Source organism: Embleya sp. NPDC127516, assembly GCF_044765325.1.
Classification (GTDB): Bacteria; Actinomycetota; Actinomycetes; order Streptomycetales; family Streptomycetaceae; genus Embleya.
Genome location: NZ_JBIWJT010000010.1, coordinates 19504 through 41860 on the forward strand (window position 1 = coordinate 19504; position 22357 = coordinate 41860).

The 22357-nt window shown below is 72.0% G+C and carries 18 protein-coding genes and 1 pseudogene; 11 read left to right on the forward strand and 8 right to left on the reverse strand.

Annotated features, from left to right (window positions below):
- Positions 1-454: pseudogene (locus ACIRL2_RS20285) on the reverse strand (hypothetical protein); the annotation flags it as partial.
- Positions 455-630: 176 nt separating this feature from the next.
- Between ACIRL2_RS20285 and ACIRL2_RS20290 the strand changes: the two are divergent.
- The 4 genes from ACIRL2_RS20290 (at position 631) to ACIRL2_RS20305 (ending at position 5475) form a co-directional block, all read left to right on the forward strand.
- The gene (locus ACIRL2_RS20290) at positions 631-2085 is read left to right on the forward strand and encodes an NCS2 family permease (protein ID WP_402233807.1); all 1455 of its coding nucleotides are present in this window, start codon (positions 631-633) and stop codon (positions 2083-2085) included.
- A gap of 729 nt (positions 2086-2814) precedes the next feature.
- The gene (locus tag ACIRL2_RS20295; RefSeq protein WP_395873381.1) at positions 2815-3216 is read left to right on the forward strand and encodes a MarR family winged helix-turn-helix transcriptional regulator; all 402 of its coding nucleotides are present in this window, start codon (positions 2815-2817) and stop codon (positions 3214-3216) included.
- An 87-nt stretch (positions 3217-3303) separates the two neighbouring features.
- On the forward strand, positions 3304-4608 hold the full coding sequence (locus ACIRL2_RS20300; RefSeq protein WP_395873379.1) for an MFS transporter: 1305 nt from the start codon (positions 3304-3306) through the stop codon (positions 4606-4608).
- Positions 4609-4716: 108 nt separating this feature from the next.
- On the forward strand, positions 4717-5475 hold the full coding sequence (locus ACIRL2_RS20305) for a maleylpyruvate isomerase family mycothiol-dependent enzyme (RefSeq protein WP_395873378.1): 759 nt from the start codon (positions 4717-4719) through the stop codon (positions 5473-5475).
- Between the two features lie 231 nt (positions 5476-5706).
- Here the strand turns inward: ACIRL2_RS20305 and ACIRL2_RS20310 are convergent, their stop codons facing one another.
- Positions 5707-6444: a 3-keto-5-aminohexanoate cleavage protein gene (locus ACIRL2_RS20310; RefSeq protein ID WP_395873377.1), complete on the reverse strand. Its 738-nt coding sequence runs from the start codon at positions 6442-6444 to the stop codon at positions 5707-5709.
- Between the two features lie 155 nt (positions 6445-6599).
- On the opposite strand from ACIRL2_RS20310, the gene ACIRL2_RS20315 reads away from it, so the two are divergent.
- A complete protein-coding gene (locus ACIRL2_RS20315) occupies positions 6600-7655 on the forward strand; it encodes a hypothetical protein (protein ID WP_395873376.1) in 1056 nt (351 codons plus the stop codon).
- Between the two features lie 71 nt (positions 7656-7726).
- On the opposite strand, the gene serC is transcribed toward ACIRL2_RS20315, so the two are convergent.
- The gene (gene serC, locus ACIRL2_RS20320; protein WP_395873375.1) at positions 7727-8845 is read right to left on the reverse strand and encodes a phosphoserine transaminase; all 1119 of its coding nucleotides are present in this window, start codon (positions 8843-8845) and stop codon (positions 7727-7729) included.
- 158 nt (positions 8846-9003) lie between these two features.
- Between serC and ACIRL2_RS20325 the strand changes: the two genes are divergently transcribed.
- Together ACIRL2_RS20325 and ACIRL2_RS20330 are read left to right on the forward strand one after the other, a co-directional pair.
- Positions 9004-11859: an FAD-binding and (Fe-S)-binding domain-containing protein gene (locus tag ACIRL2_RS20325; protein WP_402233810.1), complete on the forward strand. Its 2856-nt coding sequence runs from the start codon at positions 9004-9006 to the stop codon at positions 11857-11859.
- Positions 11860-11920: 61 nt separating this feature from the next.
- Positions 11921-12352, forward strand: a complete 432-nt coding sequence (locus ACIRL2_RS20330; protein WP_395873373.1) for a PPOX class F420-dependent oxidoreductase — start codon at positions 11921-11923, stop codon at positions 12350-12352.
- A 75-nt stretch (positions 12353-12427) separates the two neighbouring features.
- On the opposite strand, the gene ACIRL2_RS20335 is transcribed toward ACIRL2_RS20330, so the two are convergent.
- Positions 12428-13375, reverse strand: a complete 948-nt coding sequence (locus ACIRL2_RS20335) for a threonine/serine dehydratase (protein ID WP_395873372.1) — start codon at positions 13373-13375, stop codon at positions 12428-12430.
- Positions 13376-13517: 142 nt separating this feature from the next.
- Between ACIRL2_RS20335 and ACIRL2_RS20340 the strand changes: the two genes are divergently transcribed.
- Positions 13518-14366, forward strand: coding sequence for a (2Fe-2S)-binding protein (locus tag ACIRL2_RS20340; RefSeq protein WP_402233812.1), 849 nt, complete (start codon positions 13518-13520; stop codon positions 14364-14366).
- Positions 14367-14474: 108 nt separating this feature from the next.
- Here ACIRL2_RS20340 and ACIRL2_RS20345 read toward each other — a convergent pair whose 3' ends face one another.
- Positions 14475-15587: a citrate synthase 2 gene (locus ACIRL2_RS20345; RefSeq protein WP_395873370.1), complete on the reverse strand. Its 1113-nt coding sequence runs from the start codon at positions 15585-15587 to the stop codon at positions 14475-14477.
- Positions 15588-15977: 390 nt separating this feature from the next.
- Between ACIRL2_RS20345 and pdxH the strand changes: the two genes are divergently transcribed.
- Positions 15978-16610 carry a pyridoxamine 5'-phosphate oxidase gene (gene pdxH / locus ACIRL2_RS20350; RefSeq protein ID WP_402234067.1) on the forward strand — a complete coding sequence of 211 codons (633 nt, stop codon included), beginning with the start codon at positions 15978-15980 and terminating at the stop codon, positions 16608-16610.
- Positions 16611-17049: 439 nt separating this feature from the next.
- A complete protein-coding gene (locus tag ACIRL2_RS20355; RefSeq protein WP_402233814.1) occupies positions 17050-18306 on the forward strand; it encodes an MFS transporter in 1257 nt (418 codons plus the stop codon).
- A 46-nt stretch (positions 18307-18352) separates the two neighbouring features.
- On the opposite strand, the gene ACIRL2_RS20360 is transcribed toward ACIRL2_RS20355, so the two are convergent.
- The 3 genes from ACIRL2_RS20360 to ACIRL2_RS20370 form a co-directional block, all read right to left on the reverse strand.
- Positions 18353-19207, reverse strand: coding sequence for a hypothetical protein (locus ACIRL2_RS20360; protein ID WP_402233816.1), 855 nt, complete (start codon positions 19205-19207; stop codon positions 18353-18355).
- An 8-nt stretch (positions 19208-19215) separates the two neighbouring features.
- Positions 19216-19962, reverse strand: a complete 747-nt coding sequence (locus tag ACIRL2_RS20365; RefSeq protein WP_395873367.1) for a sugar isomerase domain-containing protein — start codon at positions 19960-19962, stop codon at positions 19216-19218.
- A 76-nt stretch (positions 19963-20038) separates the two neighbouring features.
- Positions 20039-21439 (reverse strand): cryptochrome/photolyase family protein, encoded by a 1401-nt coding sequence (locus ACIRL2_RS20370; protein WP_395873366.1) that lies wholly within the window; start codon positions 21437-21439, stop codon positions 20039-20041.
- A 196-nt stretch (positions 21440-21635) separates the two neighbouring features.
- Between ACIRL2_RS20370 and ACIRL2_RS20375 the strand changes: the two genes are divergently transcribed.
- Complete coding sequence (locus tag ACIRL2_RS20375; RefSeq protein ID WP_355538171.1) at positions 21636-22325, forward strand: iron dependent repressor, metal binding and dimerization domain protein; 690 nt, start codon at positions 21636-21638, stop codon at positions 22323-22325.
- The last annotated feature ends 32 nt before the right edge of the window (positions 22326-22357 follow it).

Below are 22357 nucleotides of genomic sequence, written 5' to 3' on the forward strand. Positions count from 1 at the left end.
GAGGGCTCGTGCCCGGGCCGTAGGCCGCGTATTCGCCGCTGCCGTGGGCTGCCGGGTTGGGGTCGTATGCCTGGTATTCGCCGCTGCCGTGCGCGTCGGCGTTCGCGTCGTAGGCGGTGTATTCGCCGCTGCCGTGCGCGTCGTGGGCGGTGTATTCGCCGCTGCTGTGAGGGCTCGTGCCCGGGCCGTAGGCCGCGTATTCGCCGCTGCCGTGGGCTGCCGGGTTGGGGTCGTATGCCTGGTATTCGCCGCTGCCGTGCGCGCTCGGGCTCGGGCCGTAGGCGGTGTATTCGCCGCTGCCGTGCGCGTCGTGGGCGGTGTATTCGCCGCTGCCGTGAGAGCCCGCGTCGTACGCGTCCTGGACGGGACCCGAGGCCGCGTTCGGGCGGGTCGCGCCCGTATCGTCCGGATCCGGCGAGGTGCGCCGTCGTTTCCCGCTCCCGTGCCTGCTCACGAAACCTAGGCTACTTGGCCGCCCACATCGGCCCCGCGCGCGTCCCGACGAACAAGCGGAGGGACCGGTTCCCTTTTTTGCTGTGGTGTCTGGCACCCTTTTCAGGTCTCCCGGTACCGGTCCCAACGTGCCGTGTGCGTGTCTTGACTCCCCGTTCCCACGCTCCGAGGATCCGCATGTCCCCCCAGGCCGCCACCGCGACCGATTCGCAGGCCCCCAACAAGCCGAGGAGCGGCCTCGACCGCTTCTTCAAGATCTCCGAGCGCGGCTCGTCGCCGCTGCGCGAGATACGCGGCGGGCTCGCCACGTTCTTCGCGATGGCCTACATCGTCGTGTTGAACCCGATCATCCTCGGCTCCGCGCACGACAAGTACGACCAGCAGCTCTCCCAGCCGCAACTGGTCACAGCGACCGTTCTGGTCGCCGCCGTGATGACCATCCTGATGGGCCTGATCGGCAACATGCCGCTCGCGCTGGCCGCCGGACTGGGCATCAACGCGATGGTCGCGTTCCAGATCGCGCCGCAGACCACTTGGGACGAGGCGATGGGCCTGGTCGTCCTGGAGGGCATCGGCCTGTTGATCCTGGCCGCCACCGGGCTGCGCGAGGCGATCATGAACGCCATCCCGCTGGTGCTCAAGCAGGCGATCGGGGTCGGCATCGGCCTGTTCGTGACCCTGGTCGGCCTGGTCAGCGCGGGCGTGGTGACCAGGGTGCCGGACAAGGTGAACTCCACCGTGCCGGTCGCGCTGGGCAGCGGCGGCACGCTGCAGGGTTGGCCGGCCGTGGTCTTCTGCTTCGGCCTGGTGCTCACGTTCGTGCTCGTGGTGCGCAAGGTGCCGGGCGCGATCCTGATCGGCATGGTCGCCTCGACCGTGCTCGCGGTGATCGTGCACCAGGCGGCCGGCCTGGACAAGGCGGCCTGGGGGCTGACCGCGCCCGAGGCGGACGGCGTCGTGGACACGCCCGACTTCGGGCTGATCGGCAACGTGGACCTGTTCGGCGCGTTCGGCCGGGTCGGCTTCATCACCGCGTCGCTGCTGATCTTCACGCTGCTGCTGTCGAACTTCTTCGACGGCATGGGCACCATCATCGGGGTCAGCCGCGAGGCCGGACTGCTCGACCAGCAGGGCAAGGTGCCGAACCTGGGCCGCATCCTCACCGTCGAGTCGGTCGGTGCGATCGCCGGCGGCGGCGCCTCGGCGTCCTCCAACACGGTCTTCGTCGAATCCTCGGCGGGTGTCGGCGAAGGTGCCCGGACCGGCCTCGCCAACCTGGTCACCGGCGGCCTGTTCGCGCTCGCGCTGTTGTTCACGCCGTTGGCGAAGCTGGTGCCCGCGCAGGCCGCCACCCCGGCGCTGGTCGTGGTCGGCGCGCTGATGATGACGCAGATCAGGCACATCGAGTGGGACGACATGACGGTCGCCGCCCCGGCGTTCGTGACCATCGCGCTGATGCCCTTCACGTACAGCATCACCACCGGGATCGGCGCGGGCTTCATCCTGTACGTCGTGCTGCGCAGCGCGGTCGGCAAGGCTCGGGAGATCCCGGTGTTGTTGTGGATCGTGTCGGCTTTGTTTGTGGTGCATTTCGCGATCGATCCGATTGAGCAGGTGTTGGGGGTGAAGTAGGGGGGCGTGGGGCGGGTGGGGGTGCGGGGTGGGTGTGGGGTGGGTGTGGGGGCGTGTGGGTGGGGCGGTGGGGAGACGGGTCTGGGGGCCTGAGGCGTGGGGGGCGATGGGCCGGGGGCCGAGTCGTGGAGACAGGGGGGCGGTGGGCGGGGGTCGTGGGGGCGGCGGGGCGGTGTGCGGGGGTCGTGGGGGCGGCGTTGCTGTTTGTTGGGCGACTTCGTCGCCGGCTCGCGAGGCACCGCTTTTTCTTTCCCCCGCTTCGCTCCTCCAAGAAAAAGCGGTGCCTCGCTCGGGGCTTCGTGTCCCTCCGCTTCGCTCCGGGTCACGAAGCCCAAGCTTGCGGCTCCGCCGCTCTCCGCGCTTCGCGCGTCGATCAGTGGGGGTGGGCCGGGTCGGGGGCGCTGACGCGCCGGGGGTTGGGCGGGGCGGGTGGGGTGGTTGTGGGGGTCAGGGGTGGCGGGGCCAGGTAGGAGTCGCTGGAGGTGGCCAGGGGTTGGGCGGTTCGGGGGAGGAAGGCGACCGGGGCGGCGATGTCGGCGGCGGACCGCCGACGTGGACCGGGGGTGCCGTCGGGGGTGTGGATCTCCGTCGGGCTCAGGAGGGGGAAGGTCGCCGGTGGAAACTTGCCCGCGTCCCGGGAATATCCCTGGGACGTAAACCATTGGAAGTTAGCGAGAGTAAAGAGTTAAGCTAAGAAACGTGTCCCCGTCCGAACCCGACCGTGCCACGGTGGCAGCCCTCCGTGCCTCGGTGCTGAAGCTCTCCCGTCGCCTGCGCAACCAGCGGGCCGACGAGACCCTGAGTCCCACCCAACTCTCGGTGTTGACCGTGCTCGTCGTGCGCGGCGCCATGACTCCGGGCGAACTGGCCCGGCAGGAAAAGGTGCAGCCGCCGTCGATGACGCGGGTGATCGCCGGCCTGGAGGAGCGCGGCCTGGTGCGGCGTGAGCCGCACGCCGACGACCGCAGGCAGGTCGTGGTCTCCGCGACCGAGCCCGCCGCCGCCGTGGTGGAGGAGAACCGCAGGCTGGGCAACGCCTGGCTGGCGGAACACCTGGCCCGGCTCACGCCCGAGGAGAACGAGGCGTTGCGCGCGGCCCTGCCGGTGCTGGAGAAGCTGGCGCAGGCCTAGGGCCTGCTCAGGCGCCCCGCGTCGCGGTTCGGTTCAGGGACGGATGTTCATCCGGCCTCGGCCGAACGTACGACGAAAGGGGAGCCCGTGGCGGCGACAGCCGGCACCTTCTCATCACTACGAAACCGCAACTTCCGGCTGTTCGCCGCCGGCCAGACCGTGTCGAACACGGGCACCTGGATGCAACGCATCGCGCAGGACTGGCTGGTGCTCAAGCTCACCGGCAGCGCGACCGCGCTGGGTGTGACCACCGGGCTGCAATTCCTGCCCATGCTGCTGTTCGGCCTGTGGGGCGGCGTGATCGCCGACCGCTACCGCAAGCGCCTGTTGTTGATCGGTACGCAGACCGTGATGGGTCTGCTCGCCGCCGTGATGGCGGTCCTGGTGTTGAGCGACGCCGTCCAGGTGTGGCACGTGTGGTTGCTCGCGTTCGGTCTCGGCATGGCCACCGCGGTGGACAACCCCGCGCGCCAGGCGTTCGTGATCGAGATGGTCGGTCGCAAGGACCTGGCCAACGCGGTCAGCCTGAACTCGGCCAACTTCCAGCTCGCCCGGATCGTCGGCCCCGCCGTCGGCGGTCTGCTGATCACCGCGATCGGCACCGGGTGGGTTTTCGCGGTCAACGCGGTGTCCTACATCGCGGTGCTGCTCGGCCTGTTGGCCATGCGCGAGTCCGAGCTGCGCACGATGCCGGTGGTGTCGCGCGAGAAGGGCCAGCTCCGCGAGGGGCTGCGCTATGTGCGCGGCCGTCCGGACCTGCTGGTGGCGATCGCGCTGGTGGGCTTCATCGGCACCTTCGGCTACAACTTCGCGGTCACCCTCGCGGCCTTCTCCAACGACGTCTTCCACGCCGGACCCGGCTCGTTCGGGCTGCTGAACACGGTGTTCGCGGTCGGCTCGCTGGCGGGCGCGCTGTTCGCCGCCAAGCGCGGCCGGACCCGGTTGCGGGTCCTGGTCGGCGCCGCGATCGCGTTCGGCCTGCTGGAGACGATCGCCGCGCTGATGCCCGGCTACTGGAGCTTCGCGCTGCTCCTGGTGCCGATCGGGATCGCCGGACTGACCTTCAACACGGCGGCCAACTCGACCGTGCAACTGGGCAGCGACCCGGCGATGCGTGGTCGGGTGATGGGCATCTACATGCTCGTGTTCATGGGCGGCACCCCGCTGGGCGGCCCGCTGACGGGTTGGCTGGCGGAGAGTTTCGGACCGCGTACCGGGTTGCTCGTGGGCGGCCTGATCTCGCTGGCCGCGGCGCTCGTGGTCGGCGCGCTGCTCGCCCGGCACGCCGGGATCCGGCTGCGGCCGAGCACGGTGGTGCGCGCCATGAGGCCGGCGGCGCCGGCAGCCACGGCGACACGGTCGGAGTTCGGTAATCCCGTGGTCAAGATCTGACACAGCGTCAGCACAGGTGTGCGATACACCTTTTCTTGACGAGGGATTCACGCCCTGGGGTGACCCAGGCCATCGACACGTCACCCGGAACGCTGGAATCCTTGAACGATGGACTACGTGCGGTTCCAGCACCTGTTCCAGGCGGAGGGTCTCCGCTTGGGCCAGGCGGCCGTCACGGACATGGACGCGCCGGTACCGTCCTGTCCCGGTTGGACGGTCGCCGACGTCGTGCGACATTCCGTGCTCATGTACAACAGCGCCACCGGGCAACTGCGCCCGGAGCGTCGCCCGGTCGCGGGCGGCGCGAACAAGGGGGAACTGCTCGACACCTACACCCGGGCGCACGCGGCGCTCGTGACCGAGATGGCCCGGCGGGACCCGCTCGACCCGATCGAGGGGGAGGACCTCGAACCCGGCGTCGCGGAGGGCGTGGAGAGCGGGGGACCCGACCCGGGCACCGCCGGCTTCCTGATCCGCCGGATGGCGCGCGAGGCCGCCGTGCATCGCGCCGACATCGAGATGGCCGTCGGCACCCCGGGACCGCTGGACGCCCAGCAGGCCCTGGACGGCATCGACGAAGTGCTGGGGGTCCTGCTCCCGGCGCACTACGACGGCCGCGCCAAGGACGGCGCGAGCGGGCGCACGATCGGCGTGCACAGCAACCGGCACCACTGGCGGCTGACCATGCAGCGCTCCGGCGTGAGCATGTCCCGCGACCAGGGGTTCACGGACGCGGCGGTCACCGGCGAGCCCGCCGAACTGCTCCTCTACCTGTGGGGCCGCAGGCCCGGCTCGGTCGTCTCGCAGACCGGCGACCGCACCGTGTTGACCGCCTTCCGCCGCCGTCTGGCGGCCTCGATGGTCTGACCCGCGAGCGCGGGCGCCCGACCGGAATTCGGTCGCGCGCCCGCGCCGCGTAGGCTCTGGGGCGTGAATCCCCGCACCAGAACCCGCGTCGTCACGGCCACCCTGGCCCTCCTGCTCATCGCCGTGATCATCGGCGCGCTCATGCGCTGACGCGTCCGCGCCCCTGCGCCGACGTGCCGACCGCGGGTGCGGGCGACAACGTCGGAGCCGGGCCGGCCCCGAGACCGCGGATCAGTGCGGGTTGCCCGCCGCGCGGACCCGATCGGCGGCGATCCGGACCAGCGTCGCGTTGCCCGGGACCCGGCGGCCCTCCGGGTCCAGCAGGGTGTCCTCCAGCCCGATCCGGGTGTCGAGGCCGGCCGCGATCGCGGCGTCCAGGACCGGCCACGCGGACTCGTCCGCGCCGTGCAACAGGCGCGGCACGCCGATGTCGTGCCGGTCCAGGACGGTCAGGATGCGTCCCGCCTCGTCCAGCGCGTCCACCGGATCGGCGCGTTCGACCTCGACCAGGATCCGGGTGCACACCGCGGCCAGATCCTGCTCCACCAGCAGCTCCGCGTCGGCCTCGGTCCACACCCCCGCCTCGACCCCCACACCCAAGTGCGCGAGCGCGTGGGCGAGTTCGACCGAGCCCGGCTCGGACAGGTTGACCGAGGCCAGGTCGGGCAACACCCGCCAGGCCCGCACCGCGGCCAGCCGGGCGTCCGGGCCCGCCTCGATCCACGCGCCCGTGCTCACACCGATCGGCACGCCCGGGGCCGCGCCCCGGATGGCCCGGAGCACCGCCGCGATCACGTCCGGCGCCAGGCTCTCCCGACCGTCGCGCCCGCGCGGGTGCACATGCACGATGGACGCGCCCGAGGCCACCGCGGCTCGACTGTCCGCGGCGATCTGCGCCGGTGTCAGCGGAAGCGCCGGGTGCTCCTCGGGGCGCCGTGTGCCGTTCAGACATGCCTTGACAAGTGTCATGGAAGACTCCGGATGCCGACGCCCACGAAGCTCCCATCCCATCCCCGACACACGGCAAACCGCAATGGCTTCAGCCGAGCCGTCGCAAAGTGGTCCCCGACCCGACGGGGACCGGGGCCGGGCCGGCAGGCTGGACCCATGACAGGACGGGACGGGTGAAGCGCGTGGGAAAGCGCCGGATGCGCGGCCTCGGCGCCCTGACGGCGGCCGTTGCCCTGGCGGTGGCGGTACCGGCGTCGGCGGCGGCCGATTCGGACGTGTTGTTGACCATCAAGGACGAGCGGATCACCGAGTCCAGCGGCCTGGTGGCCAGCGCGCAACACCCGGACGTCTACTGGACGCACAACGACAGCTCCGACGCGCCCAGGATCTACGCGATAGGCAAGGACGGCGCCACCAAGGCGACCATCACGCTGTCCGGTGTGGACGCGCGGGACTGGGAGGCGATCACGGTCGGCAAGGACGACGCGGGCAAGCCCGCGCTGTTCGTCGGCGACATCGGCGACAACCTGCACGGCAAGTGGCCCGAGGTGTGGATCTACCGCTTCGCCGAGCCCGCGACGCTGGCCGACGCGACGGTCAAGCCGACCAAATTCCGGGTCAAGTACGACAACGGCCCGCGCGACGCCGAGGCGCTGCTGCTGGACCCGCGCACGAACAAGCTCTACATCGCGAGCAAGGAGGCCGAGGGCGGCCTGTACGAGCAGCCCGAGCAGCTCTCCGCGACCGGGATCAACACCTTCAAGCGGATCTCCGCCGGAGGCTCGACGGTGACCGACGGCGCGTTCGCGCCGGACGGGTCGCGGTTCGTGTTGCGCGGCTACTTCTCCGCCACCGTGTTCGCCGCGCCGGGCAAGGAGTTGGCCGGGGTCTCCGTGCCGATCCAGCGCCAGGGCGAGTCGGTCGCGTGGAGCCGGGACGGCAAGGAGTTGCTGTTCGGCAGCGAGGGCAAGGGCAGCCAGGTGCGCCGGGTCGAGCTCAAGGGCGACAACCGGCCGGATTCGGTGCGCGCCGGATCCGGTGCCAAGCCCGGAGCAGAGTCGGCCGGCGGCACCGCCTCCAGCGACGCGAGCACGGCCGCCGGCGACGAGAGCGACGGCGATTCCGGGATGGACAAGGCCAAGACGTACGGCCCGGGTGTGCTGGCCGTGGTCGGCCTGGTGGTGCTGTTCTTCGCGTATCGCCGCCTCGGCGGCCGGAACCGGGCCTGATCGCCGAAGGGCCGCCGCCCCGGGACCGGTTCGGTCCGGGGCGGCGGCCCCTCAGGCGCCGCGAACGCGGATCAGAGCTGCTCGATCACGTAGTCGACGCACGCGGTCAGCGCCTCGACGTCGGCCGGCTCGACGGCCGGGAACATCGCCACCCGGAGCTGGTTGCGGCCCAGCTTGCGGTAGGGCTCGGTGTCCACGATGCCGTTCGCGCGCAGCACCTTGGCCACCGCCGCCGCGTCCACCGAGTCGGCGAAGTCGATCGTGCCGACCACCTGCGAGCGGGCCGCCGGGTCGGTCACGAACGGGCTCGCGTACGAGGACTTCTCGGCCCACCCGTACAGCCGGCCCGACGAGTCGGCGGTGCGCCCGACGGCCCAGTCCAGGCCGCCCTGCCCGTTGATCCAGTCGAGCTGGTCGGCGAGCAGGAACAGCGTGCTCAGCGCCGGCGTGTTGTAGGTCTGGTCCTTGACCGAGTTGTCGATCGCGGTGGCCAGGTCGAAGAACGGCGGGATGTAGCGGTCCGACGCGGCGATCCGCTGCGCGCGCTCCAGCGCGGCCGGCGAGAACGCGGCGAGCCACAGACCGCCGTCGGCGGCGAAGTTCTTCTGCGGTGCGAAGTAGTACACGTCGGTCTCGGCCGCGTCCACCGGCAGCCCGCCCGCCGCGGAGGTCGCGTCGACGAGCACCAGCGAGCCCGTGTCGGCGCCGGCCGGCCGGGCGATGGGCATCGCGACACCGGTCGAGGTCTCGTTGTGGGTCAGGGCGTACACGTCCACGCCCGCCTCGGCCTGCGGCAGCGGGTGCGTGCCCGGCTCCGACTTGATCACCGTCGGCTCCTCCAGCCACGGCGCGGCCTTGACCGATGTGGCGAACTTGGAGGAGAACTCGCCGAACGACAGGTGCTGGGACTTGCGCTCGACCAGGCCGAACGCGGCGATGTCCCAGAAGGCGGTGGCGCCGCCGTTGCCCAGGATCACCTCGTAGCCCTCGGGCAGGGAGAACAGGCTGCCGACACCTTCGCGAACCCGGCGCACCAGGTTCTTCACCGGCGCCTGCCGGTGCGAGGTGCCCAGGAGAGAGGTACCGGTCGCCGCGAGAGCGGCGAGTGCCTCGGGACGTACCTTGGACGGGCCCGAACCGAACCGGCCGTCGGCGGGCATGAGCGCTGCGGGAATCTGGATCTCGGCCACGCGGAGAGCGTAGTCGTGTCCGATTCGTGGGTGATGTGTATTCCGCACAATGAGACGATCGCGCCCGGCATGTGGCACGGGGGCGTCTCGACGGGTGGGCGACACGCGCCCGGCGGCGGGCGTTCGACGGTCGGGTCGGCGTAACGAGTGAGGATGGCGTGGTGACGGCACAGCTCGGGGACCTCGAAGGCGCGCTGCGGGCGCGGGTGCGCGGCGAGGTCCGGTTCGACCCGCAGGCCCGCGCGCTGTACTCGATGGACGCCTCCAACCACCGCAAGGTGCCGCCGGGGGTCATCGCCCCGCTGGACGCCGAGGACGTGCTCGCGGCGCTCGCGGTGTGCCACGAGCGGGGCGTGCCGGTGACCGTACGCGGCGGCGGCACCAGCATCGCCGGTCAGGCCACCGGCAACGGCCTGGTGCTCGACCTGGCCCGGCACCTGAACCGCATCCACGACGTGGACCCGACCACCCGCGTCGCGCATGTCGAGCCCGGCGTGGTGCTCGACGACCTGCGCCGCGCGGCCGGCCGGTACGGGCTCACCTTCGGCCCGGACCCCTCCACACACAGCCGCTGCACGCTCGGCGGCATGATCGGCAACGACGCCTGCGGGTCGCACTCGGTCGCCTGGGGCCGCACGAGCGCGAACGTCGAATGGCTGGACGTCGCGACCATGGACGGCACCCGGATGCGGGTCGGCCGGGATCAGACGGTGCCCACCACCGGCCGCGCCGCCCAGATCCACGCCGCGCTCACCGACCTCGCCGACGCCAACCTGGCGCTGATCCGGCGGGGCTTCCCGGCCTTGCCGCGCCGGGTCTCCGGCTACGCCCTGGATCGACTGCTGCCCGAGCACGGACGCGACCTCGCCCGGGCCCTGGTCGGCACCGAGGGGACCTGCGTCGTGGTGCTCGGGGCCGGCCTGCGCCTGGTCGAGGCGCCCAAGGCGCGCGCCTTGGTGGTGCTCGGCTTCCCGGACGACTTCGCCGCGGCGGACGCGGCGCCCGGCCTGCTGCCGCACGGCCCGCTCACCGTGGAGAGCCTGAGCGCGGGCCTGGTCGCGTTGGCCGCGTCCGCGCGCGACGTGGCACTGCCGCCGGGCGCGGCCTGGTTGTTCGTCGAGGTCGGCGCGGACACGGTCGCCGAGGCGAAGGAGCGCGCACACGCGCTGGCCGGTTCCGGACCGGCGCGGGTGGTCACCGATCCGGCGGGGCAGCGCGCGCTGTGGCGGATCCGCGAGGAGGCGTCCGGCACCGCGACCCGGATGGCCGACGGCTCGGAGGCGTGGCCGGGCTGGGAGGACACCGCGGTGCCGCCCGAGCGGCTCGGCGCGTACCTGCGCGCGTTGGCCGCGCTGATGGACCGGCACGACCTGCGCGGCCTGCCCTACGGGCACTTCGGCGAGGGCTGCGTGCACATCCGGATCGATTTCGACCTGCTCACCACGCGTGGCGCCGCGGCGTATCGGGCGTTCTCGTCCGACCTGGCGGACCTGGTGGTCGCGCACGGCGGCTCGCTCTCCGGGGAACACGGCGACGGACAGGCCCGGGCCGAGTTCCTGCCCCGGATGTACGGACCGGAGATCGTCGAACTGTTCGGCGCGTTCAAGGCGATCTGGGATCCGGCGGGGCTGTTGAACCCGGGCATCGTGGTTCGTCCACACCCTGTGGACGGCAATCTGCGGTTCGCCGGGATGCGCACGCCCGTATCGGTCGAGTTCGGCTACCCGGCCGACGGCGGCGACTTCGCGGCGGCCGTACGGCGCTGCGTCGGGGTGGGCAAATGCCGCGAGTCGGCCGACACCTCCTCGGGCGGCGTGATGTGCCCGTCGTACCGGGTCACCGGCGAGGAGGCGCACTCCACGCGCGGGCGGGCCCGGCTGCTGCACGAGATGCTGATCGGCGAGGTGATCACCGACGGGTGGCGCTCCACCGAGGTCCGCGACGCGCTCGACCTGTGCCTGTCCTGCAAGGGCTGCCGCAGCGACTGTCCGGTGGACGTGGACATGGCCACCTACAAGGCCGAGTTCCTGCACCACCACTACCGGGGCCGGTTGCGGCCGGCGGCGCACTACGCGCTGGGCAATCTGCCGCTGCTGGCGCGCGCGATGGGGTCGGTGCCGGGCCTGGCGGGCCTGGCCAACGCGGCGGCCGGGGTGCCGGCGCTGCGGCGTGCGGCGCTCGGCCTGGCCGGACTCGACCGGACCCGGGAGATCCCCCCGTTCGCGCCCGAGCCGTTCACCCGGTGGTGGCGCGATCGGCCGCGCGTGAGCGGGAGTTCGCGCCGCCGGGTGGTCCTGTGGCCGGACACCTTCGGCAACCGGTTCCGACCCGAGGTCGGGCGCGCGGCGGTCGAGGTGCTGGAGGCGGCCGGACTGGAGGTGGTGGTGCCGCCGGGGTCGGTGTGCTGCGGCCTGACCTGGGTTTCGACCGGGCAACTGGACATCGCGCGACGGGTGATGGCCCGTACGGTGCGCACCCTGCGGCCGGCGATCGAGGCCGGGCTGCCGATCGTCGGTCTGGAACCGTCCTGCGCGGCGGCGCTGCGCACCGACGTACCCGAGTTGCTCGGCCGGTCGGCGGACGGCCTGGCCGACTCGGTCAAGACCTTCGCGCAGACGCTGGAGGAGTACGCGCCGCACTGGGCGCCGCCGGTGCTCGATCGTGAGGTGACCGGCCAACTGCACTGCCACCAGCACGCGGTGCTGGGCGACGCGGCCGACCGGCGGTTGCGCGCCCGAGCCGGGTTGACCGGCGAACTCGCGGGCGGTTGTTGCGGGTTGGCGGGCAACTTCGGCTACGAGGCGGCGCACGCCGAGGTGTCGCGGGCGGTCGCGGCGGACCGGCTGCTGCCGGCGCTCGCGGCCGCGGGACCGGACGCGGTGACCCTGGCCGACGGGTTCAGTTGCCGCACCCAGATCACCCACGTGAGCGACCGCCGCCCGATGCACCTGGCCGAACTCCTGGCCGCCGCACTGCCGTCGGCCCCGGACCCGGACCCGGTGGTGCGGCCGTGACGGTCACCCGTGTGCGCGGCGCGGGGAATAGCCGGCGGGCGATCGCGACTTGGCACCGGACATGACCGACACAGCGTTCAACCCGCGCACGCTCCTCGCCGAAAGCCGCCTGGGGGTCCTCGCCACGATCAAATCGGACGGCCGCCCCCAGCTCTCCCCGGTAATGCCGTTCTACGACGGGGAGGCCGGTGTCCTCTACGTCTCGATGACCGAGGGCCGTGCCAAGACGGCGAACCTGCGCCGCGACCCGCGAGCGGCCCTGGAGGTCACCAGCCCCGACGGTCGCTCCTGGGCCACGGCCGAGGGCACGGTGACCCTCGTCGGACCGGGCACCGACCCCGAGGGCCCGGAGGTCGAGGCGCTCGTGGACTACTACCGCCGTGCCGCCGGGGAGCACCCGGACTGGGCCGAATACCGCGCGGTGATGGTCGCCGACCGCCGGGTGCTGATGACGATGGCCGTCGACCACGTCTACGGCGCCGACATCGGCTGAATCCGGACGGTCCGGGCCACCGCGCGATCCCACGCTCGCGGTGGCCCCGGTACCCCGTGCTCCGGACCGCGGGTTCTAGACCAGGTTTCCCGGGTCGGTGTTGGCGCCGCACAGTATGACGGCGACCTTTTCGCCCTCGGCCGGGGTGTACGCGCCGGTGGAGAGGGCGGCGAGGGCCGTGGCGGCGGCGTGTTCGACGACGATGCGGAAGTTGTCCCACAGGGCCTGGCGGGACTCGACGATGGCCTTGTCGGAGACCAGGACCGAGAACGCGCCGGTGCGCTGAGCCGTGGCCAGCGCCGTGGCGGAGACCCGGCGCGCGCCCAGGGAGTCGGCGGCGATCGAGTCGGTCGGCACGTCCACGACCTCGCCCGCCTCCAGCGCGGCGTTCAGCGCCCGACAGTTCTCCGGTTCGACCGCGACGGTGCGGATCCCGTGTTCCTCGGCGGCGGTCGCCACGCCCGCGAACAGACCGCCGCCGCCGACCGAGACGATGACCGTGTCCAGCGTGCCGGGCAGGCTCGCGACCATCTCCGGCACCAGCGTCCCCGCGCCCGCCGCGATCAGCGGGTTGTCGTACGCGTGCGACAACAGCGCGCCGGTGTCCTCGGCGAACCGTCGCGACGCCTCCAGCGCGTCGGCGTACTCCCGGCCCACGAGCAGCACGTCCGCGCCGTACGTGCGCAACCGCTCGACCTTGATCCGCGGCGCCGTCTCCGGCAGGAACACCGTCGAGCGCACCCCGGCGCTGCGCGCCGCCCACGCGCACGCGAGGCCCGCGTTGCCGCCGGAGGCGATCACCACGCCGGCCTCGGGCATGGTGCCCGCCTCGATGTGCGCGGTGGTGAAGTTCGCGGCGCCGCGCGCCTTGAACGACCCGGTGTGCTGGATGTACTCCAACGCGAGCCACACGTGCGGCGACGGATGGATCGGCATCATGGTGACCGGCTGGGTCTGGCCCACGATGCGGTCGGCGGCGTTCCTGATGTCGCCGTAGGTCAGTTCGGGCGTGGCGGTATCCATGACGCACGACCCTATGCGCCGGCCGGCCGCCGCGGACCTCGGTCGGTGTGCCGACGAGCGGTCGCCCGGCACACGGGTGATGTGCGGGACATCTCGATCACTTACGTGGACATCCGGGTTAGGCAAGCCTTACCTTCGGATCATGACGTTGGTCGATCTTCGGGAGTCCGGGCCCTGCCCCGCGTTGACGGAGACCTTTCGCGGGCTCGGCGCGGCGTGTCCGCTGATCACGGTCGAGGCGGGGCATCCGCGGGCGGGTCTGCTGTGCGTGGCGCGCGTGGCCGAGGACCCCGAGGTGCTCGAGGGTGTGCTGACCGCCGAGCGGCAGCGGATCACCGCGTCCGTGGCCGCCGAGCCGCGCGCGGACGCGATCGCGATGTGGGCCCTGCACGGCTACGCCTGGTACGCGTGCCTGATGTTCGCCGGGCCGTGGTTCCTCAGCCGCCGGGTCCCGTTGGTGGACCTGGACGACGTATGGCTCGACCTCTCGCCGGAACGGTCGAGCAAGTGCCTCACCGTCACCTCGAACGCCTTCGCGTGCCTGCCCGACGACCCGGACGCGGGCGCTCCCGGCGCGCGGGTGGTGGCCGACGAGGCCGCCCTGCGCGCGGTGCTGCTGCGCGCGGTGTCCGAGCACCTGGAGCCGCTGCTCACCGCGTTCCGGCCGCACCTGCGGCGCGGCGAGCGGGTGGTGTGGGGGATGGTGGCGGACGAGGTGGTGAGCGCGGTCTGGTACCTGGGCCGCTCGCTGGGCGCGGACGAGGGCGAGCGCGCGGTCCGCGAACTCGGCGAACTCTTTCCCGGCGACACCGGCCGGTTCAAGCGCGACGCCGGATTCCGTACCCTCCGGGGCACCGAGGGCCGCACCCACTGCCACCGCACCCAGAGCGTGTGCTGCCTCTGGTACACGCTGGAGCCCGACGCGCTGTGCGGCACCTGCCCCCGCGCCGACGACGAGCGCCAGGTGGCCATCCTGGAAGGTCGCGTCTGACCGGGATCCCGTGGCGCGCGACCGGACCCGGGGCCGGGCCGGGCATGACGGAACCCCGCACCCTGACGGGTGGCGGGGCTCCGGGTGAGCGTCGAGCGCGTCGAACGCTCAGTGCTTCAGGTTGCGGACCGTGTCGTCGTAGCCCGGGACCTCGGTGATCGGGCGGGTGCCCGGGCCGACGTACAGGGCGGCCGGACGCACCAGACGCGACGTGCGCTTGTGCTCCAGGATGTGCGCGCTCCACCCGGCGGTCCGGGCGCAGGTGAACATCGAGGTGAACATGTGGGCCGGCACCTGGGCGAAGTCCAGCATCACCGCGGCCCAGAACTCCACGTTGGTGGCCAGGATGCGGTCGGGGCGCCGAGCCTGGAGCTCCTCCAACGCCGCCTTCTCCAGTGCCGCGGCCACCTCGTAGCGAGGCGCCCCCAACTCCTTGGCCGTCCGTCGCAGCACACGTGCGCGAGGGTCCTCGGCGCGGTACACGCGGTGGCCGAAACCCATCAGGCGCTCGCCCCGGTCGAGGACGCCCTTGACGTACGCCGTGGCGTCGCCGGTGCGCTCGATCTCCTCGATCATGTGCAGCACGCGCGAGGGCGCACCACCGTGCAGCGGGCCGGACATCGCGCCGACCGCGCCGGACAGACACGCCGCGACGTCGGCACCGGTGCCGGCGATCACCCGCGCGGTGAACGTCGAGGCGTTCATGCCGTGCTCGGCCGCCGACGTCCAATAGGCGTCGACCGCCTTGACGTGCTGCGGATCCGGCTCGCCGCGCCAGCGGATCATGAAGCGCTCGACGATGGTCTGCGCCTTGTCGATCTCGCTCTGCGGGACCATCGGCTTCTCCAAGCCGCGGGCCGACTGGGCGACATACGACAGCGCCATCACGGCGGCCCGGGCGAGGTCGTCCCGCGCCTGGGTGTCGTCGATGTCGTGCAGCGGTTTCAGACCCCACACCGGGGCGAGCATGGCCAGCGCGCTCTGCACGTCCACGCGGACATCGCCCGAATGGATCGGGATCGGAAACGGTTCGGCCGGTGGCAGGCCGGGGTTGAACGCCCCATCCACCAGCAGGCCCCAGACATTGCCGAACGAGACGTGGCCGACGAGATCCTCGATGTCCACACCTCGGTACCGGAGCGCGCCACCCTCCTTGTCGGGTTCGGCGATCTCCGTCTCGAACGCTATGACTCCTTCGAGCCCGGGTACGAACTCGGACATCAGGCGGCTCCTCATGCGATCTCGACTGACTTGTGGCCGGGTCCTTCATACCCCGCACTACCACACCGTGTCTTCCCCCGAAAAGGCCGGGGCGCATGGTGCCGATCAAGCTCCGCACCTGGGATCCGCCGGTGATTCGGGGAGGTGTTCCGCTCGGTCCGGGCGAGGCTCGGGATGGTGCCTCGCTTGAAGGTATGGGCCGATCGAAGTCCGTCGGTCAGGATATCTCTTGATATCGAGACGACCTACGCCGGAACGCACCCGGGCGAGTGAGGTCCGGCACAAATCGGCCCGGGTCGGTCACCCGATGGTCACTCGTCGGGGGTGATCGTGCCGGGGGCGGGCGACTGGTGGTACTCGTTGTCCGTGGAGTTCACCGAGCTTGCCGCGATGCGCCGGCAGTACCGAGGCGAAGGCATCGACGTCGGCGCCTTGCCGCCGACCCCCTTCCCGCTGTTCACCGCCTGGCTGGCCGAGGTGGCGGCGGCCGAACTGCCCGAGCCCAACGCGATGGTCGTGGCCACCGCGACGCCGGACGGACAGCCCAGCACCCGCACCGTCCTGCTCAAGGAGTTCGACGAACGGGGCTTCGTCTTCTATACGAACTACGGCTCGCGCAAGGGCGCCGAACTGGCCGCGAACCCGGCGGTGAGCCTGCTCTTCCCGTGGCACGCGCTCGCGCGTCAGGTAGTGGTGACCGGTTCGGCCGAACGGGTGTCGCGCGAGACCACCGCCGAGTACTTCCGCTCCCGGCCGCGCGGCTCGCGGATCGGTGCCTGGGCGAGCGAGCAGTCCGCCGCGGTCTCCGGGCGCGAGCAGTTGGAGAAGCGGTACGCCGAGGCCGAGGCCGGATTCGCGGCCATCGACGACATCCCGGTGCCGGAGTTCTGGGGCGGCTTTCGGGTCCGGCCGGACGCGGTGGAGTTCTGGCAGGGGCGCGAGAACCGGATGCACGACCGACTGCTGTACCTGCGCGAGGGCGACGAGGGGTCGAGGTGGCGGGTCGAGCGACTGAGCCCGTGAACCGGAATGGGTCGCGGGCCCCCGGTCGTCGGGTCGGACGAGTTTCGGCGCGACCGGGTTCGCCGCCGGGTCGGTCATCGGGTCCGTGAACGACAGCGACCCGCAGGTCGCTTCTCCGTCCACCTCGGTGAGGTGGAACGAAGGCCGGGGGACGATCCCGGCGACCTGCGGGTCGGGTGTCTGCCTGGTGTTGCCGGCCGCCTGCCTGCGTCCGTCGCGGTGCACTCACGACGGGGCCTGCCGAGCCGGTAAACCGGAGTGGCGGCTAGCGGGCAGCCACCTCACGCGTCCGAATGCTATGCAACTTCAGACCACCTCCTCTCCCGTGTGCCAGTGAGGTTAGATCCGCTCGTGGGCGGGTGCAACGCATTTTCGGGGTGCCCGATCCCACATCGAAATCAGGAATAGATGCAGGGGGCATTGGGATTGGATGAGGCGGGTGCCCCCTGCCTCGAAACGCTTCGCCAAAGCCGTCCTGGCGGACGTGACCCCGCTGCGCGAGTTCCCCGACTTCCGTCGCCTGTGGTTCGGGCACTCGGTGTCCTCGCTGGGCCAGCAGATGACCGCCGTCGCGGTGGCGATCCAGGTGTACGACCTGACCGGGTCCAATTTCGCGGTCGGGGTGGTGGGGCTGTGCTCGGTGCTTCCGCTGATCGTGTTCGGGCTGCTCGGCGGCGCGATCGCGGACAGCCTGGACCGCCGACTGGTCGGCCTGGTGACCGCGAGCGGACTCGCCGCGGTGTCGATCGTGTTGGCCGGGCAGGCGTTCCTCGACCTCGCACAGGTGTGGCTGCTGTACGTGGCGGTCGCGGTGCAGTCGGCGTTCTTCGCGGTGAACAACCCCGCGCGCACCTCGATGCTCCCCAAACTGTTGCCGCCGGCGCGGCTGCCCGCGGCCAACGCGCTGAACTCGATAGCGATGGCCCTCGCGATGACGGTCGGGCCGATGCTGGGCGGCCTGGTGATCGGCCTGTGGAGCTTCCAGGCCGCCTACCTGATCGACGCGATCGCCTTCTCCGCGGCGCTGTACGCGATGTGGCGGCTGCCGTCGATGCCGCCGACCCGGGCCGAGGACGGGCGCAAGCGGGCCTCGGTGCTGGAGGGGCTGCGCTTTCTGCGCGGCAGGCCCAACGTCCGGATGACGTTCCTGACCGACATCGTCGCGATGGTGTTCGGCATGCCCCGCGCGCTGTTCCCGGCGATGGCGGCGACGCTGTACGGCGGCGGGGCGACCACGGTCGGCCTGCTGGTCGCGGCGCCGGCGGTCGGCGCGCTCGCGGGCGGATTGTTCTCCGGTTGGCTGGGCCGCGTGCGGCGGCAGGGGCGCGCGGTGGTGCTCGCGGTGATCGCGTGGGGCTCGTGCATCACCGTGTTCGGGCTGGGCGGTCCGCTGTGGCTGGGACTGATCCTGCTCGCCCTGGCGGGCTGCGCGGACACCATCAGCATGGTGTTCCGGAACACCATCATGCAGGTGGCGACGCCGGACGCGATGCGTGGGCGACTGGCCGGCGTGTTCATCGTGGTGGTCGCCGGCGGGCCACGGCTGGGCGACTTCGAGGCCGGGTCGGTGGCGTCGCTGACCACCGAGCGCATCTCGGTGGTCAGCGGCGGCCTGGCCTGCGTGGTCCTGGTGATCGCGCTGTCGCTGCGGTGGCGCGGCTTCTGGCGCTACGACGCGCGTGATCCGCAACCGTAGGGCGTGTCGCACGGGTGCGCGCCTGCGCCGGCCGGTGCGGCGGGCGTCAGGTGCGCGGCGCGATCCACACCTGTTCGGCGTGCGCGGCCACCCGGCCCTCGGCGTCGTAGAGCGTCGTCGCGGTGCGCACCTTGCGGCCCTCGCGGCCGAGTCGGCGGCCGAGCACGACGCACGGTTCGTCGGGATAGGGCAGTGCGTACACGTACGCGGTCATCCGGCCCAGCAGGAGCGCGGTGTCGGCGTCCATCCCGGTCCAGCCGCCGGGGCAGTCGAGCGCGGCCCAGACGAACTCGGGCCCGATCTGCTCGGTACCGGGCGCCACCAGCGAGGTGTGCGGGGTCCACACGCACGCGTTGGTGTCCGGACGGTCGGCGAGCAGGCCGGGGAACAACCGCAGGCCGTCACCCTCGGCGCGCCCGGTGCCGCACACGAAGCATTCGGTGTAGGGGTTCCACGCCGCGAAGCCGGGGAAGGCCCGGCTCGCCTCGCGGGCCTCGGCCGGAGTGGCCGCGTCGATCGGCGTGGGCAGCGGCAGCGCGGCGTCGACCGGGATCGCCTCCGCGATCGGCCCGTCCTCCCGACCCAGGGTCAGCCCGCCGGTAGCGGCGTCGCGGGTGACCGGCAGCGGCCGATCCAGCGGCATCGCGCGGCGCAGCGTCACGGTCACCCCGGAGGCCGTCCCGCCGCTCGCTCGCGCGGCCAGCAGCCCGGCCAGGTAGCCGCCGTTGCCCATGCCCGGCGGCCCGTTGAAGCGGGCCGGGACCACGATCGCGGCCGAGCGCCGGTCGGGCACCTCGACCGGCTCGGCCGCCGGCGGCGGAGCGGTGGGAGACCGTCGGTCCGGGGTCTGCCGGTCCGGCGCCCGCCGATCGGGAGACTGGGACCGTGCGTTGGGATGCACTGCCGGGTTCACCTCAGGTAGAAGATCCGGTCCGCGTGTTCGGCCAGCAACCGCTCGTTCCACGCGGCTCCGCCCTCGACGTTCGCGGACATGAACACCGGGGGTTCGACCCCCCGGGAAACCAGGTGGCCGATCACGCCGACCATGAGTGTCTGCAGCACCGCCGAGCACACCACGCCCGAGGTCGGGCCGATCCGCTGCGGTACGCCGTCCACCTCCAGCGCGGCGTCGCCGGGCGCGATGGCGGTGTCCAGGACGATGTCGCAGTTGTCGAGGACTCGCGTACCCGACGGATGCCTGGGCGACTCGGCCCTGCTGGCCACGATCGAGGTGACGCCGATCACGAGCACGCCGCGCTCGCGCGCCTGACGGGCCAGCTCCACGGGCAGCCCGTTGCGTCCGGACAACGAGATCACCACGAGCGCGTCGCCCTTGCGCAGGCCCGCGCCGTCCAGGACCGGGCCGGCCAGTTCGGCGAGCTTCTCCACCGCGGTGCTGACCGTGATCGGGCGCACGGTGAGTTCGTTGCCTGGGGCGATCAGCGGGTTGGCCAGGATCAGGCCGCCCGCGCGGTAGATCACGTCCTGCGCGGCGAGCGCGGAGTGGCCGCCGCCGAACACGAACAGCCGGCCACCGGCCGCCAACGCCTCGGCGATCCGGTCCGCGGCACGGTCGACGGTGGGCAGCTCTTCGTCCCGCAGTCGCTCCAGCAGCGCGATCGCCGCGTCGAGGTAGCGCGCACCCAGCTCGACCATCCCCGGTCCTCCCGTTCGTTTCGGTGTGTTCCGAGCTTCGTATACGGATCCGCCGTGCGTACGCGGATCCGGCACCTTACCGCCGGATCGCCTGGTAGCGGTCGAGCGCGACGCGTCTTTCCTCGGCGTGCTCGACGACCGGGTCGGGATAGCCCTCGACGCCGATCCGCCACGGCTCGTGCACCGCCTTGCCCGCGATGCCGCGCAACTCGGGGACGTAGCGCCGGACGTAGTCCCCGTCGGGGTCGAACCTTCGGCCCTGGGTGATCGGATTGAAGACCCGAAACCACGGCGACGCGTCCGTGCCGCAGCCCGCGGTCCACTGCCAGCCGTGGCTGTTGGAGGCGAGGTCGCCGTCCACGAGGTGCCGCATGAAGTGCGCCGCGCCGCGCGTCCACTCCTGGTGCAGGTCCTTGACCAGGAAGGACGCGACCACCATGCGCACCCGGTTGTGCATCCAGCCCTCGGCGAGCAGTTGCCGCATCCCCGCGTCCACGAACGGGAAGCCGGTCCGGCCCGCGCGCCACGCGTCGAACAGCGCGTCGGCGTCCGGGCCGCTGTCGTAGCGCATGTCGGCCATGTCCCGGTTCAGGTACTCGCGGGCGGTCTCCGGCTGGTGCCACAACACGTCGGCGTAGAACTCGCGCCAGGCCAGTTCGCTGCGGAAGGTCTCGTCGACCCGGCCGGCGAGCAGTGTGCGCGGGTGGATCTCGCCGAATTTCAGGTGCACCGACAGCCGTGAGGTGCCGTTCAGGTCGGCCCGGTCGCGCAGTTCGCGGTAGCGGTCCAGGCCGTGCGCGCGGAACTCGTCCCAGGTCTCGCGCGCGACCCGCTCGCCCGCCTCGGGCAGGCGTACCCCGGCGGGCGCGGGGGCGGCCGGGTAGTCGACCGAGTCGGCCCACGCCCACGTGAGATCGGTCGGTCGCGGCAGCGGGGCGCGCCGGTCGTGCTCGAGCCACGCGCGCAGGAACGGCGTGAACACCCGGTAGGGCGACCCGTCGGCCTTGCGCACCCGCCCCGGGGCCACCGCGTACGGCGATCCGGTGGCCCGCAGCGGCACTTCGAGGGCCGCCGCGACGGCCGCGTCGCGGGTGCGTCCGTAGGGCCCGAAGTCGGCGCTGACGTGCACCTCGGCGGCGCCGACCGCGCGCACGAGCGCGGGTAGCTCGCGGGTCGGGTCGCCCGCGCGGATCACCAGACGCCCGCCGAGCTCGCGCAGGTCCGCGTCCAGGGCGCGCAGCGAGCGGATCAGGTGTGCCCGGCGGGCGGGCCCGGAGGCGTCCCACAGGACCGGGTCCAGGACGAACAGCGGCAACACTCGGGCGGGCTCGCCGTCCCCGGTGCCGGGAAAGCCGGTTCCGGCCGCGGCGTGCAGTGCCGGATGATCGGTCAGCCGGAGATCACGACGGAACCAGAGGACATGTACACGATCGGGGGATCCGGACGGACCCGAGGTCTTCCGGGATGGCAATGGCATACCGGAACGTTATGACCGTACGCACCCCACAGCGTGGGCCCACGCGGGCGGCAGACACGTACGGATGACGCGGCGGCACGCGCGGGACGGCGCGGACGGGGAAAGCCGCGGGGGCTCGATCGGCCGGACGTCCGCGTCGGCGGTCCAGGTGCGTCAGAATTGGACGGCAGGACCACCAAGAACGGAGCCGCTGGTCGTGAGTGGACTCATCGACACCACGGAGATGTACCTCCGGACGATTTTCGAGCTGGAGGAGGAGGGCGTGGTCCCGCTGCGGGCGCGGATCGCGGAGCGGCTGGAGCAGAGCGGGCCGACCGTGAGCCAGACCGTGGCACGGATGGAGCGGGACGGGTTGTTGACGGTCGAAGGTGACCGTCACCTGGAACTGACGCCCGAAGGGCGGGGAATCGCGACGCGGGTCATGCGCAAGCACCGGCTCGCCGAGTGCCTGCTCGTGGACGTCATCGGATTGCCCTGGGAACAGGTGCACGCCGAGGCGTGCCGTTGGGAGCACGTGATCAGTGAGCAGGTGGAACGTCGCCTGCTCGAACTGCTGCGCTATCCCAAGGAATCGCCGTACGGCAACCCGATCCCGGGCCTGGAGGAGCTGGACCAGGAGCTGCACGCCGACTCCTTCAAGGAAGGCGGGCTGGTCACGCTGCTCGAGTCGGCGGGGCCGGAAGGCAAGAACGTCGTGGTGCGGCGGCTCGGTGAGCCGCTGCAGACCGACGCCCAACTGATGTACACGTTGCGCCGAGCCGGGATTCGTCCCGGGGCGGTCGTGAGTGTGCACGAGTCCGCGGGTGGCGTGATGGCGGGCAGCGGCGGCGAAGCCGCGGAGCTGTCGCCGGAGGTCGCGTCGCACGTGTTTGTGGCCGCGCGGTAGTTGCGCGTAAGCGCGCGGGTCGATGGGCCCTC

Bases quoted from the DNA above. Each gene is read 5' to 3' on its own strand.
- ACIRL2_RS20365 (WP_395873367.1), bottom strand. From the start codon at position 19,962: ATGGTCGAGCTGGGTGCGCGCTACCTCGACGCGGCGATCGCGCTGCTG.
- ACIRL2_RS20370 (WP_395873366.1), bottom strand. From the start codon at position 21,439: ATGCCATTGCCATCCCGGAAGACCTCGGGTCCGTCCGGATCCCCCGAT.
- pdxH (WP_402234067.1), top strand. From the start codon at position 15,978: ATGCGCCGGCAGTACCGAGGCGAAGGCATCGACGTCGGCGCCTTGCCG.
- ACIRL2_RS20330 (WP_395873373.1), top strand. From the start codon at position 11,921: ATGACCGACACAGCGTTCAACCCGCGCACGCTCCTCGCCGAAAGCCGC.
- ACIRL2_RS20310 (WP_395873377.1), bottom strand. From the start codon at position 6,444: ATGACACTTGTCAAGGCATGTCTGAACGGCACACGGCGCCCCGAGGAG.
- ACIRL2_RS20345 (WP_395873370.1), bottom strand. From the start codon at position 15,587: ATGTCCGAGTTCGTACCCGGGCTCGAAGGAGTCATAGCGTTCGAGACG.
- ACIRL2_RS20290 (WP_402233807.1), top strand. From the start codon at position 631: ATGTCCCCCCAGGCCGCCACCGCGACCGATTCGCAGGCCCCCAACAAG.
- ACIRL2_RS20305 (WP_395873378.1), top strand. From the start codon at position 4,717: ATGGACTACGTGCGGTTCCAGCACCTGTTCCAGGCGGAGGGTCTCCGC.
- ACIRL2_RS20340 (WP_402233812.1), top strand. From the start codon at position 13,518: ATGACGTTGGTCGATCTTCGGGAGTCCGGGCCCTGCCCCGCGTTGACG.
- ACIRL2_RS20335 (WP_395873372.1), bottom strand. From the start codon at position 13,375: ATGGATACCGCCACGCCCGAACTGACCTACGGCGACATCAGGAACGCC.